The organism is Streptomyces sp. NPDC127100 (assembly GCF_042724095.1).
Classification (GTDB): Bacteria; Actinomycetota; Actinomycetes; order Streptomycetales; family Streptomycetaceae; genus Streptomyces.
Window position 1 is genome coordinate 15,225 of sequence record NZ_JBHXFL010000069.1, and the last position, 12,991, is coordinate 28,215.

Sequence of the window (12,991 nt, forward strand, 5' to 3'; positions counted from 1 at the left end):
CGCCACCGGTGCGGGTGATGACGCCTGAACCCGCGGCACGGCATTCGGTTCTGAGAGGTGTGGCCTGCGGCTTTGCCTCACAACCGAACATATCTCGCCCGGACGGATGCCGTCACCCTCTAGCGCGACGTACCTCCGTTCCGGTGAATTGACCTTCTGATTACCTGCAACGAAGCAAGTATTCGATCAGTTCCGGTTTATCTCGAAAGCATCTGGTGAGGCCGCGACCACGGCCGCGCATGTCACTTCCCGCACCACGTCACCGCCTCCGTGCGGACCCGCCATTCGGGGTCCGTTCTTCCGTTCCTCTCTGCCTTCCCGTGCCGCCGACGAATACACAGCCGACTTCGCCGTCCTGTACGTCCGCGCCCCCGCCCCCCACTCATCCGGGACCGCACCCGCCTCCCGCACGGCACGCGCCGCCTCCGCGAGGGAGGCCCCCGTGGTCATCAGGTCGTCGACGAGGACGACCGGCTCCCGGCCGCCCAGCAGCCGGACCCCGCCGGGCACGACCGCCAGCGCCCCGGCGAGATTGTCCCGTCGCTGCCGGGCACCCAGCCCCGACTGGTCGGCCACCGCGTGCCGCTGCCGCAGCACGGCGAGCACCCGCGCGGGTGTCCCGGTCCGCCGCAGCACACCCGCCGCGGCGAGGGCGATCCGCCGAGCCGGATCGTGACCGCGCGCCCGCACCGCCCGGCGCGCGGAGGGCACGGGCACGAGCAGCACCGGCTCCCGCGCACCCGCGGACCGGCCCTCACCGCCGCCCGCGCCCGCCTCCCGGAGCCCGGCCCGCACGGCCCCCGCCAGCGCCTCGCCGAGCGGCCCGGCGAGGGCCAGCACACCGCGTTCCTTGTGGGCCAGCAGCGCGGCGCGCGTCTCGTCCGCGTACCGCGCCGCCGCGTGCACCACGGGCAGTCCGGGCGGCTCCGGGTCGGGACGGACCCGGCACGGCGCCGCCCCGCCCAGCGCCGTACGGCACCGCGGGCACAGCACCGTGCGGGCCCTGCCGCAGCCTCCGCACTCGGCCGGCAGCACCAGGTCGCCGACGTCCCGCCAGAACCCGCGCACGGCCACCACTGTGCCGTCGCCCGCCGGGCTCGACCAGGCCTGTGGAAAACCCCCGAGCGTCCCCTAGGGACGACTCCGCGCCGGAGCCGGCCCGCGTCACTCGCACGGGTGAACGCGGGCGCCGGCCCGTCGCCTCACCCCGGATAGACCGGGGCCGTCCCCTCCGTCACCTTCTGCCACTGCATGCCGGACGGCAGCCGGACGATCAGGTCCTCCGAGTAGGCCACCAGCGGCAGCCGCTCGTCCTCGGTCGCGGCGATCTCCTTCACCCCGGTCAGCGCCGCCGGCACGGACGCCTCCGGCGTGGAACCGTCGACCTGGACGTATCCGATCTGCTGGACGCCCCCGCGCTCGCGCCCGACCACCACGAGCCGGCTGTCGCCGGCCCAGGACATGGCCGTGACCTCCTCCAGCTCGGGCGTGGCGGAACGCAGCCCGACGACGGTGACCGCGGGCTGCTCACCGGCCCGCCCGTCGCGTTCGATGCGCCCGATGAGCAGCGACCGCTCACCGTCCTTCTCCACGACGAGCGCGATCCGCACCCCGTCGGCCGCCACCCGCACGGCCTGCACCCGCCCGTCCAGCCCGGGGATCCGCACCGGCACGGGCTCGCCCGCGCCCTCCTTCAGCAGCAGCAGCCGGGGGTTCTCCGGGTCCCGGTCGGCGATCCACAGGTCGCCCTGCGCGTCCCAGCTGGGCGGCGTCAGCCGCTCCGCCTCCGTCTTGCCCCCGCTGACGAGCAGGGGGTCCCCGAGCGAGCTGCCCGGCACCAGCGTGGCCACGTACAGCGACTTGGAGTCGAAGCCGATGCCGGCGGCGCTGTGCTCGTCCCGCGACACCGCCACCGACCGCAGGGCCGTCGTGCCCTCGCCCAGCGCCCCGGGCACGGCCTCGGGGTGGGTGGCCGTGCTGCCCGCGGCGATCCGCACCAGGCGGTGCTTGGCGTCCACGAAGTACAGGTAGTCCGGCCGCTGGGCCGAACCGCGCGTCGCGACCGTCTCGGCCCGGTCCTCACCGAGCGAGCACAACCGCTTGTTCCCCGAGGTCAGCTCCACCTCGTCCACGGCGGGGGTGAGGTTCTTGAGGGTGAACAGGAGCTGGGCCGCCATCTCGTCGCACTTGTCCGCACCGACTCGGGCGGCCTTGGCGTTCAGCGGCACCTTCAGCGTGTTGCGGTCGTCGGGCGTCAGCGAGTCGACGTTGTCCGCCAGCGCCGCACCGGCCGGGAAGCTCGTCCTCACCACGGGCCCCAGCAGGCTCGTCGGCCCACTGATCAGCGACCGCACGACCTGCGTCAGCGGGTCCACGAGGCGGCGCACGTAGACGGGGTCGGCGACGGCCGCGGGCTGCGCACTGGTACCCGCCTGGGCCTTCGGAACGGTGTTCGAGGCGAAGTAGTACTTGTTGACGGACATGTAGGTGCGCTGGAAGTCGGACTTGCCCATGACCACGCCCTGCGGCAGCAGGTCGATGCGCCACTGCCGGCTCTTCTGGTCGCGGCTGAGGTGCACCGCCTCGCGGTACTGCCCCGCCGCCGGCGAGTACGACTGCTGCGCGTCCACCGTGGCGACTCTGGTGCCGGTCAGCGTGACCGAGTACGAGTAGTCGTCGGCGTCCTCACGGCTCGCCGAGTGGTCGGCCTCGGTCCCCGCCCCGCCTGCCAGCACCGTCGTGGACCGCTCCGGCCGCCAGGTCTTCGCCGCGTCGCCCGTCAGGTACTTGCGCGCCGTCTCGTAATGCGGGTCGTTGCTGGTCAGCGCCTCCAGGAAGCCCTGCACGATCTCCGACGGAGAGGCGTCCTCCGCCGGCGGCATCGCGAACACCCGCACCTGCGGGTCCTGCCGCGGCGTGGACTCCACGCCCCGCAGGTCCCCGTTGTCGGGCATGGACGCACACCCTCCCAGCAGAACGACGCCGCAGACCGCGTACGTCACCGCGCGCGTCGGCGTCCGCCGGCCGCTCCCCTCGCGGTCAGCGACCACGAAATGCCTCCCCTTGCCTGCTCGGCTCCTCCGGCCCGGCGTCCGGGCGGCTCGCCGCCTCCGGTCCGGGCGTGCCGTCCTGTGTACGGGCGCCCGAGACGGGCCGCGGCACGACGCGCGCGCCGTTGCCGGGCAGCGCCGTCGGATCGGCGGTGGCCGTACCGGACGGCCGCGGCGGTATCGGCCCCCGGGCGGATCCCGGGGCCGTCCGGCCCGGCGCGGCCTGCGCCGGGACGGTTGCCGCCCGGTCCGCACCGGGCGCCTGGCCGGCCTCGTGGAGACCGGCGTCGTTCAGCCCGCGGTTGCGCCGCGAGTCCGCCGGCTCCAGCGGTATCGGCGAGCCCCGCAACGGCTCGTCCGCGGTCCTGGGCAGCGTCAGCCGGAACTGCGACCCCCCGCCCGGCTCGCCCCAGGCCTGCAGCCAGCCGCCGTGCAGCCGCGCGTCCTCCAGGGCGATGGACAGGCCGAGCCCCGTACCGCCGGTGGTACGCGCGCGTGCCGGGTCGGCCCGCCAGAACCGGCTGAAGACCCGGGTGGCCTCGCCGGGCTTGAGCCCGACGCCGTAGTCGCGCACCGCCACGGCGACCGCGCCGCCGGCCGCGGCGAGCCGGACCACGACGTCCTGGCCCTCCCCGTGCTCGACGGCGTTGACCACGAGGTTGCGCAGCACCCGCTCCACGCGCCGGGCGTCCGCCTCGGCGACGACGGGCTGCTGGTCGCCGACGACGCGTATCCGCGTGCTCTTGCGCTCGGCGAGCGGCTCGGCGCCGCTCACGACCCGCCGCACGACCTCCCGGAGGTCGATCGGCTCCGCCTCCAGGGCCGCCGCGCCCGCGTCGAAGCGGCTGATCTCCAGGAGGTCCGCGAGCAGCGTCTCGAACCGGTCCAGCTGGTCCGCCAGCAGCTCCGCGGACCGCGCGGTCACCGGATCGAAGTCCACGCGCGCGTCGTGGATGACGTCGGCCGCCATCCGCACGGTCGTCAGCGGCGTCCGCAGCTCGTGCGACACGTCGGAGACGAACCGCCGCTGCATCCGTGACAGGTCCTCGAGCTGGCTGATCTTGAGCTGGAGGTTCTGCGCCATCTTGTTGAAGGCCTCGCCGAGCCGCGCGATGTCGTCCTCGCCGGTGACCTTCATCCGCTCCTGCAGCCGCCCGGCGGACAGCCGCTCGGCGATGCTCGCCGCCATCCGCACGGGCGTGACGACCTGGCGCACGACCAGCCAGGCGATGGCCCCGAGGAGGACGACGACGAACAGCCCGGCCGTCGCCAGCGTGCCCTTGACGAGGCTGAGCGACTTCTCCTCCTGCGTCAGCGGGAAGAGGTAGTACAGCTGGTACGGCTCACCGTTCGGGTCGTTGACCTGCTTGCCGATGACCAGGCCCGGCTGCGAGGGCTCGTCGGAGTCGTAGACGATCCGCGTGTAGCTCTGGGCCGCCGCCGGGTCGCCCTCGATCCGCTCCCGCAGGTCCTCGGGCACACTGGCCGACCAGTTGACCAGGCCGGAGGCGCGCGGGCCGCGCCCGCTGCCGCTGTCCCCGCCCATGGGCAGCGTGACCACGTCGAAGGCGCCCTGGCCGCCGCTGGAGAGCGACTTCACGAGGTCGCTCATCCACTGGATGACGTTCTGCGGCGGGCGGCCGTCCACGGGCGTGGCTTCGTCGCCGGTCGTGCTCGCCGTCTCCTCGGCCTTCTGCTTGGCCACCGCGAACCCACCGGTGGCCTGGCTCTGCGACGCCTTCACCTTGGCGTCCAGCAGGCCGTTGCGGACCTGCCCGATCACGACGAAGCCGAGCAGCAGCACCACGCCGAGCGACATCAGGAGCGTGGTGGCGACGACCTTGAGCTGGATGTTGCGCCGCCACAGCCGCATCACGGGCAGCAGCGGACGGCGTATCCAGCGCATGAAGAGGCGAAGCACCGGGCTGCCCTGGACTCCGCCCCTCAGCAGCCCGCCCGCGAACCAACGCTCCCAGCGGGAACGCCCGGACCCGTGGCCGACAGGCCGCCCGGCGCGGTCCCCGGAGCGGCCGGGCGCCGAAGCGGCACTGTCCCTGCTCACGTCAGCTCGGTCCGGCCTTGTAACCGACGCCACGGACGGTCACCACGATCTCCGGCTTCTCCGGGTCCTTCTCGACCTTGGAGCGCAGCCGCTGCACATGCACGTTGACCAGCCGGGTGTCGGCCGCGTGCCGGTAGCCCCAGACCTGCTCGAGGAGCACCTCGCGGGTGAACACCTGCCACGGCTTGCGGGCCAGCGCGACCAGCAGGTCGAACTCCAGCGGCGTCAGCGCGATCGACTGCCCGTCCCGCTTCACGGAGTGCCCCGCCACGTCGATGACCAGGTCGCCTATCGCGAGCTGCTCCGGCGCCGGCTCCTCCGACCTCCGCAGCCGCGCCCGGATCCGGGCCACCAGCTCCTTCGGCTTGAACGGCTTCACGATGTAGTCGTCGGCGCCCGACTCCAGCCCCACGACCACATCGACGGTGTCGCTCTTGGCCGTCAGCATCACGATCGGCACGCCGGACTCCGCCCTGATCAGGCGGCAGACCTCGATGCCGTCCCGGCCGGGCAGCATCAGATCGAGCAGCACCAGGTCCGGCTTCGTCTCACGGAAGGCGGCCAACGCCTTGTCGCCGTCGGCTACGAAAGACGGCTCAAAACCCTCACCACGCAGCACAATGCCGAGCATCTCGGCCAGTGCGGTGTCGTCGTCGACGACAAGGACTCGTCCCTTCATAAACGACATCATCCCATTCTCGTAACGACGACAGAGGTGCTGGTGAGCGAGGTCACTGGCCTGTGACGATAGTCGTATCGAGCCGTCACTGTCTGCCCCGCTCCACCACCACCGGGGCCCCCTCACAGCGTGTTCGCGACGCACTACGGAACGCAGGCGCCGCCGAGCCGCCGCCGGGGGCCGTTCAGGGCAGCCCCGTCAGCCGGCGGCCGGCCGCCCCGAGCCCGCGCACAGCTGTGCGAGCGCCTCCCTCGTCACGGGCGAGACCACGCCCGCCTCGGTGACGATCGCCGTCACCAGCTCGGGCGGCGTCACGTCGAACGCCGGGTTGTACGCCTGCGTCCCGAGCGGAGCCACTGGGATGCCGCCTCCCGATCCCGTCACCGGCACCTGGGGAGCCATGACCTCGGTCACCTCGTAGCCGGGGCGCTGCTCGACCTCGATGGACGCCCCGTCCGGCGTCTCCGTGTCCACCGTCGTCAAAGGCGCCACCACGATGAACGGCACGTGGTGGTACCGCGCCAGCACGGCGAGCGGATAGCTCCCCACCTTGTTCGCCACCGAGCCGTCGGCCGCGATCCGGTCCGCCCCGATCAGCACCGCGTCCACCTCACCCGCCGCGAACAGCGAACCGGCCGCGTTGTCGGTGAGCAGGGTGTACGGCATGTCGTTGCGCGCCGCCTCGTAGGCGGTCAGGCGGGCTCCCTGCAGCAGCGGGCGCGTCTCGTCCACCCACAGGCGCCTGAGCCGCCCCGCCCGGTGCGCGGCGAGCGCCACCGCGAACGCCGTCCCCTCACCGCCCGACACCAGCGACCCGGTGTTGCAGTGCGTGAGGACGCGGTGTCCGCCGGCGGGCAGCAGCTCGTCCAGGAGCACCAGTCCGTGCCGGGCCATGCCGGCGCTGGCCTCGGTGTCCTCCTCGTGGAGCGCCCGCGCCGCGGCCAGCGCGGCCGTCGCGGCCTGCCGGGTGTCGCCGGTCCTCGCGAGCGCCTCCTCGTGGGCGGCCTGCGCCCGGCGCACACCCACCGCGAGGTTCACCGCGGTGGGGCGTGCGCCCGCCAGGGCGGCGGCGGCCTGCTCCACCTCGAAGCCGCGGACGGCCGCGAGCGCGACCCCGTAGGCGCCCGCGATGCCCAGCAACGGTGCCCCGCGCACGGCGAGCGAACGGATCGCCTCCACCAGCGCGGACGGGTCCGTGCAGACCAGCTCGACCTCCTCGGCCGGCAGCCTGGTCTGGTCCAGCAGGACCAGCACCGGCCCCTCGGGGGGTTCCTCCCAGCGGAGGGCGGGTATCCCGGTCGGCCGCTTGTCCTCGCCGCTTTGCGCGTACTGATCAGCCATGCCGTCAGTCTGCCCCCTTTCCGGGGGACAATTGAAGGTGCGCTGCCCCTACCTCGGCCGGTCCACGGCGGACCACCCCATGGCACGATGGCTGCCAACCTGCCGCCGCGACCGCGGAAGGGCACCGTGAAGGAGCGACGATGAACGACACTCCGGGCTGGACCTCGCCCGGATCCGCCCCGTCCGACGGGCAGGAGCCCGGCGCGTCCGGCTCCGCCGACCGCCCGGGAACCGGCGAGCCCGCGGACCGGCCGAGCGCGGAACCGACGAGCCCCGGCACGAAGTGGTCCAAGGAGCAGCCGCCCCCCGGCCAGTGGTCCGCACCGGCGGGACCCGGCCAGACCCCGCCTCCCCCACCGCCCCACACGGGCTGGGGCACCCCGCCCCCGCCCCCGGGCCACGCCCGCCCCGGCGGCTACGGAGGGTACGGCTACGGAGGCTGGGGCGGCCCCCCGCCCGCGGCCAAGCCCGGCGTGATCCCGCTCCGGCCGCTCGGCGTCGGTGAGATCCTCGACGGCGCGGTCTCCACCATGCGCACCCACTGGCGCACGGTCCTCGGCATCTCGCTGACCGTCGCGGTCCTCACGGAGATCATCGTCGTGCTGCTCCGGGGCCTCGTCCTGGACACCACCGGCACCGAGGCCCTCAACGACCCCGACGCCACCGTGAGCGAACTCGCCGACGCGCTCACCGCCACCACGATCGACTCGGGCGTCGTCTTCCTGATCTCCCTGATCGGCACCGTCGTGGCCACGGCCCTGCTGACCACCGTCACCAGCCGCGCCGTCCTCGGCAGGCCGGTGACCACGCGCGAGGCCTGGCGGGACGCCCGCCCCCAGGTGCTCAGGCTGTTCGGCCTGATCGTCCTGCTGCTGCTGATGGTCGCCGGTCTCCTCCTGGTCGCCATGCTGCCCGGTCTCCTCGTCACCGCCACGGCGGGCGGCGAGGCGGGCGTGGCACTGACCGCCCTGGGCTTCCTGGCGGGCGTCGTCGTCGCCGTGTGGCTCATGGTCCGCTTCTCCCTGGCCTCCCCCGCACTGATGCTGGAGAAGCAGGGCATCAAGAAGGCGATGAGCCGCTCGACGAAGCTGGTGAACGGCTCCTGGTGGCGCGTCTTCGGCATCCAGCTGCTCGCGACGGTCATCGCGAACATCGTGGCGTCGATCATCGTCATCCCCTTCACCTTCCTCGCCGCGGCGCTCAGCGGCGACGGGGTCGGCGGATTCCTCGAGGGCAGCGGCGACCTCGGCTGGACCTTCCTCGTCGTCAGCGGCATCGGCTCGGTGATCGGCTCCATGATCACCTTCCCGATCACCGCGGGCGTCACCGTGCTCCTCTACATCGACCAGCGCATCCGCCGCGAGGCCCTCGACCTCGAACTGGCCCGCGCCGCCGGCACCCAGGGCCCTGGCAGCCCCGGCGCCGTACCGGGGAGCTGATGCGGTGAGTCCGACGGGGGGAGTTCTCACAGAGGTGCTGCCACGCACCGCCGTACGGGCGTTGCTGCGCGCCGGCGACACCTCCGTGGTGTCCCTGGCGCGCTCCGGCGACGAACCGCCGGTGACGACGCCGCGCGATCCCGCACGGGACGCGGCGCGGCGCGAGCTGTCCAAGCGCATGTACCACGAGAACGACCCCAGCTGGGTCCAGCGGGCCCTGAACGCCCTCTGGGACTGGATCGGCGAGCTGTTCGCCAGGGCCTCCACCGCCACGCCCGGAGGGGCGCTCGGCCTGATCGTCATCGTCGTGGCCGTCCTGGCCGTCCTGGGGGCCCTGTGGTGGCGCCTGGGCACCCCGCGCCGCGGGCCCGTCTCCGCCCCCGCCCTGTTCGACGACCGCCCCCGCAGCGCCGCCGACCACCGCGCCGCCGCCGAGGCGCACGCCGCCCAGGGCCACTGGAGCCAAGCCGTCCAGGAACGCATGCGGGCCGTCGTCCGCGCCCTGGAGGAACGCGCCCTCCTCGACGTCCGTCCCGGCCGCACCGCCGACGAGGCGGCCACGGAGGCCGGCCGCGCCCTGCCCGCCCACGCCGGCCGGCTGCGCGCCGCGGCCCGCGACTTCGACGACGTTGCGTACGGCGGCCGGCCGGGCACCGAGCAGTCGTACCGGCGCCTGGCCGGCCTCGACGCCGACCTGGAACGCAGCAGACCGCAGCTGACCGGCAGCACCACCGGCAGCGGGAACGGCCCCGACACCCGCCCGGGAGCCGCCCGATGACCACCGAGGCCACGCTTCCCACCACCTCGGCCTCGCCCACCGCCCGCCGGCTGTGGACCCGCACGCGAGGCATCGCGCTCGCGCTCGTCCTGCTGCTCGCCGGCGCCGTCGCGATCGCCGTCGTCCGCTCCGACGCCCGGCACGGCGAGCTCGACCCGCGCTCCGCGGACCCCTACGGCAGCCGGGCCGTCGCCGAACTCCTCGCCGACCGGGGCGTGTCCACCCGGGTGGTCACCACCCTGGACGACGCCCGCGCCGCGGCGGGGCCGCACACCACCCTGCTGGTGGCCGCCCCCGACCTGCTGACCGCGCGCCGGCAGGCCGAGCTGCGCTCCGCGACCGCCGGCTCCGGCGGACGTACGGTCCTCGTGGCCCCCGGCGCCTCCGTCGAACGGCTCGTCCCCGGTGTCACCGCCGACCCCGCGCGCAGCTTCGACTCGACGCTGTCCCCCGACTGCGACCTGCCCGCCGCCCGCCGCGCGGGCAACGCCGACACAGGCGGGATCCGCTACTCCAGCACCCACCCGCGAGCCGACCTCTGCTATCCCAGCGAGAACCTGGCCACCCTGCTCCGCGTCCCGGCGACATCGCCGGCATCCGGCGGCACGGCCCCGGGCGACACGATCGTCCTCGGCGCCCGCGACATCCTCTACAACAACCACCTCGACGAGCACGGCAACGCCTCGCTCGCCCTGCAACTCCTCGGTTCCCGCCCCCACCTGGTCTGGTACCTCCCCTCGCTCTCCGACACCACCGCCCCGGACGACGAGCGCGGCTTCTTCGACCTGATCCCCTCCGGCTGGCTGTGGGGCACCCTGCAACTCTTCGTCGCCGCCGTCCTCGCCGCCCTCTGGCGGGCGCGTCGGCTCGGCCCCCTGGTGCCCGAAAAACTCCCCGTGGCGATCCGCGCCTCCGAGACGACCGAAGGCCACGCCCGCCTCTACCGCAGGGCCAACGCCCGCGACCGCGCGGCCTCCGCTCTCCGCTCCGCGACCCGCATCCGCCTCGCCCCCCTCGTAGGCGTCCCCGTCGCCCAGGCGCACGCGCCCGAAGCCCTGCTCCCCGCGCTGTCCGCGCACCTCCACGGCGACGGACAGTCCCTGCACACCCTCCTCCACGGCCCGCCGCCCGGCGACGACGCGGCACTCATCGCCCTCGCCGACCAACTCGACGCCCTCGAAAGAGAGGTACGCCGTCCATGATGGACCCGACCACCGACAACGCCGGGCAGAGCGGAGACCCGGGCAACGCCCGCGCCGCCCTCGAGGCCCTGCGCGCCGAGATCGCCAAGGCCGTGGTCGGCCAGGACGCCGCCGTGACCGGTCTCGTCGTCGCACTCCTGTGCCGCGGCCACGTCCTCCTCGAAGGCGTCCCCGGTGTCGCCAAGACCCTCCTCGTCCGCGCCCTGGCCGCCTCCCTCGACCTCGACACCAAGCGGGTCCAGTTCACCCCGGACCTGATGCCCAGCGACGTCACCGGCTCCCTGGTCTACGACACCCGCTCGGCCGAGTTCTCCTTCCAGCCCGGCCCGGCCTTCACCAACCTGCTCCTCGCCGACGAGATCAACCGCACGCCCCCGAAGACCCAGTCGTCCCTCCTCGAAGCCATGGAGGAACGCCAGGTCTCGGTCGACGGCACCCCCCGCCCGCTCCCCGAGCCGTTCCTGGTCGCCGCGACGCAGAACCCGGTGGAGTACGAGGGCACCTATCCCCTGCCGGAGGCCCAGCTGGACCGCTTCCTCCTCAAGCTGACGGTCCCGCTCCCGTCCCGCCAGGACGAGATCGACGTCCTCACCCGCCACGCCACGGGCTTCGACCCGCGCGACCTGCGCGCCGCCGGCGTACGCCCGGTGGCGAACGCCGCCGACCTGGAGGCGGCCCGCGCCGAGGTGGCCAGGACGACGGTGCACCCGGAGATCACGGCCTACGTCGTCGACATCTGCCGTGCCACCCGCGAGTCGCCGTCCCTCACCCTTGGGGTCTCTCCCCGCGGAGCCACGGCACTGCTGTCGACGTCCCGGGCGTGGGCCTGGCTTACCGGCCGCGACTACGTCACTCCCGACGACGTGAAGGCCCTCGCGCTCCCCACCCTGCGGCACCGGGTGCAGCTCCGACCGGAGGCCGAGATGGAGGGCGTGACCGCCGACTCGGTCGTCAACGCGATCCTCGCCCACGTCCCCGTCCCCCGCTGATGGCGCTCACCGGACGCACCGCGCTCCTCGCGGCCCTCGGCTCCGTCCCCGTCGGGATCTGGGCCCCCGGCTGGGCGGGCATCCTCGCGGTCAACGCCCCGCTGGCGGTGGCCTGCGCCTGCGACTTCGCCCTGGCCGCCCCGGTACGGCGTCTGCGCCTGGCCCGCTCAGGCGACACCTCCACCCGCCTGGGCGAGACCGCCGACGTCACGCTGACGGTCGACAACCCGTCCGGCCGCCCGCTCCGTGCCCACCTTCGCGACGCCTGGCCGCCGAGCAGCTGGCAGCACGGCACGGAGATGCCGGCCTCGCGCCACCGCCTGACCGTCCCTCCCGGCGAGCGCCGACGCGTGACCACGCGCCTGCGGCCCACCCGCCGGGGCGACCGCCAGGCGGACCGGGTCACGATCCGCTCGTACGGCCCCCTCGGCCTCTTCACCCGCCAGGGCTCCCACCGTGTCCCCTGGACGGTGCGCGTCCTGCCTCCGTTCACCAGCCGGAAGCATCTTCCGTCCAAGCTGTCGCGGCTCCGCGAGCTCGACGGCCGGACCAGCGTGCTAACCCGCGGCGAGGGAACGGAGTTCGACAGCCTCCGTGACTATGTCCCCGGCGACGACACGCGTTCCATCGACTGGCGCGCGACAGCCCGCCAGTCCTCCGTCGCGGTCCGCACCTGGCGCCCCGAGCGCGACCGGCACATCCTGCTCGTCCTCGACACGGGCCGCACCTCCGCGGGCCGTGTGGGCGACGCCCCGCGCCTCGACGCGTCCATGGACGCCGCTCTGCTCCTGGCCGCCCTGGCCTCCCGCGCCGGCGACCGCGTCGATCTCCTCGCCTACGACCGCCGGGTACGCGCCCTGGTCCAGGGGAGGACGGCGAAGGACGTACTTCCTGCCCTGGTGGACGCGATGGCGACCCTGGAGCCGGAGCTCCTGGAGACCGACGCGCGGGGCCTCACCGCGACAGCGCTCCGCTCCGCCCCACGGCGTTCCCTCATCGTGCTGTTCACGACTCTCGACGCGGCGCCGATCGAGGAGGGGATCCTCCCCGTCCTGCCTCGGCTGACTCAGCGCCACACGGTCCTCGTGGCGTCCGTGGCGGACCCGCACATCTCCCGGATGGCGAAGGCCCGCGGTGACACGGAGGCCGTCTACGAGGCTGCGGCGGCGGCGCAGGCTCAGACCGAGCGCCGTCGCGTCGCGGACCAGCTCCGCCGGCACGGTGTGACGGTCGTCGACGCGACCCCGGACGAGCTGGCCCCCGCCCTGGCCGATGCCTATCTGGAGCTCAAGGCCGCGGGTCGTCTGTGACCGGGCGGGACCGAAAGGTCCCGCTCCCCTGTCTCACTCGAAAGGGCCTGAAACGCAGAAAACCCCGCACCGTGAGGTGCGGGGTTTTCCCAATATTTGTTCGGCGGCGTCCTACTCTCCCACAGGGTCCCCCCTGCAGTA

The 12,991-nt window shown here is 73.9% G+C and carries 10 protein-coding genes; 5 read left to right on the top strand and 5 right to left on the bottom strand.

Annotated features, from left to right (window positions below):
• Positions 1–186 precede the first annotated feature (186 nt).
• From ACFWJB_RS33845 to mtnA, 5 genes are all read right to left on the bottom strand, one after another.
• Positions 187–1,068: a ComF family protein gene (locus ACFWJB_RS33845; RefSeq protein WP_386927064.1), complete on the bottom strand. Its 882-nt coding sequence runs from the start codon at positions 1,066–1,068 to the stop codon at positions 187–189.
• A 134-nt stretch (positions 1,069–1,202) separates the two neighbouring features.
• Complete coding sequence (locus ACFWJB_RS33850; protein WP_386927066.1) at positions 1,203–3,050, bottom strand: LpqB family beta-propeller domain-containing protein; 1,848 nt, start codon at positions 3,048–3,050, stop codon at positions 1,203–1,205.
• Positions 3,040–5,112, bottom strand: coding sequence for an MtrAB system histidine kinase MtrB (gene mtrB, locus ACFWJB_RS33855; RefSeq protein WP_386927068.1), 2,073 nt, complete (start codon positions 5,110–5,112; stop codon positions 3,040–3,042). The genes ACFWJB_RS33850 and mtrB overlap by 11 nt, the downstream gene beginning before the upstream one ends.
• 1 nt (position 5,113) lies before the next feature.
• A complete protein-coding gene (gene mtrA / locus ACFWJB_RS33860) occupies positions 5,114–5,803 on the bottom strand; it encodes a two-component system response regulator MtrA (RefSeq protein WP_003975799.1) in 690 nt (229 codons plus the stop codon).
• Positions 5,804–5,989: 186 nt separating this feature from the next.
• Positions 5,990–7,132, bottom strand: a complete 1,143-nt coding sequence (gene mtnA, locus ACFWJB_RS33865; protein WP_385468218.1) for an S-methyl-5-thioribose-1-phosphate isomerase — start codon at positions 7,130–7,132, stop codon at positions 5,990–5,992.
• Positions 7,133–7,272: 140 nt separating this feature from the next.
• Here mtnA and ACFWJB_RS33870 point away from each other — a divergent pair, with 140 nt between their 5' ends.
• The 5 genes from ACFWJB_RS33870 to ACFWJB_RS33890 are packed head-to-tail and all read left to right on the top strand — an operon-like array spanning position 7,273 to position 12,850.
• Positions 7,273–8,571 (top strand): glycerophosphoryl diester phosphodiesterase membrane domain-containing protein, encoded by a 1,299-nt coding sequence (locus tag ACFWJB_RS33870; protein WP_385468220.1) that lies wholly within the window; start codon positions 7,273–7,275, stop codon positions 8,569–8,571.
• Positions 8,572–8,575: 4 nt separating this feature from the next.
• Complete coding sequence (locus tag ACFWJB_RS33875) at positions 8,576–9,349, top strand: DUF4129 domain-containing protein (protein WP_385468223.1); 774 nt, start codon at positions 8,576–8,578, stop codon at positions 9,347–9,349.
• Complete coding sequence (locus ACFWJB_RS33880) at positions 9,346–10,551, top strand: DUF4350 domain-containing protein (RefSeq protein WP_385468226.1); 1,206 nt, start codon at positions 9,346–9,348, stop codon at positions 10,549–10,551. Before ACFWJB_RS33875 ends, ACFWJB_RS33880 begins: the two co-directional genes overlap by 4 nt.
• Positions 10,551–11,540 carry an AAA family ATPase gene (locus tag ACFWJB_RS33885; RefSeq protein WP_385468233.1) on the top strand — a complete coding sequence of 330 codons (990 nt, stop codon included), beginning with the start codon at positions 10,551–10,553 and terminating at the stop codon, positions 11,538–11,540. Before ACFWJB_RS33880 ends, ACFWJB_RS33885 begins: the two co-directional genes overlap by 1 nt.
• A complete protein-coding gene (locus tag ACFWJB_RS33890; RefSeq protein ID WP_385468229.1) occupies positions 11,540–12,850 on the top strand; it encodes a DUF58 domain-containing protein in 1,311 nt (436 codons plus the stop codon). Before ACFWJB_RS33885 ends, ACFWJB_RS33890 begins: the two co-directional genes overlap by 1 nt.
• Positions 12,851–12,991: the final 141 nt, after the last annotated feature.

Excerpts from the sequence above, each read along its gene's own strand:
- mtrA (WP_003975799.1), bottom strand. The coding sequence starts at position 5,803 with ATGATGTCGTTTATGAAGGGACGAGTCCTTGTCGTCGACGACGACACC.
- mtnA (WP_385468218.1), bottom strand. The coding sequence starts at position 7,132 with ATGGCTGATCAGTACGCGCAAAGCGGCGAGGACAAGCGGCCGACCGGG.
- ACFWJB_RS33870 (WP_385468220.1), top strand. The coding sequence starts at position 7,273 with ATGAACGACACTCCGGGCTGGACCTCGCCCGGATCCGCCCCGTCCGAC.
- ACFWJB_RS33890 (WP_385468229.1), top strand. The coding sequence starts at position 11,540 with ATGGCGCTCACCGGACGCACCGCGCTCCTCGCGGCCCTCGGCTCCGTC.
- ACFWJB_RS33885 (WP_385468233.1), top strand. The coding sequence starts at position 10,551 with ATGGACCCGACCACCGACAACGCCGGGCAGAGCGGAGACCCGGGCAAC.
- ACFWJB_RS33880 (WP_385468226.1), top strand. The coding sequence starts at position 9,346 with ATGACCACCGAGGCCACGCTTCCCACCACCTCGGCCTCGCCCACCGCC.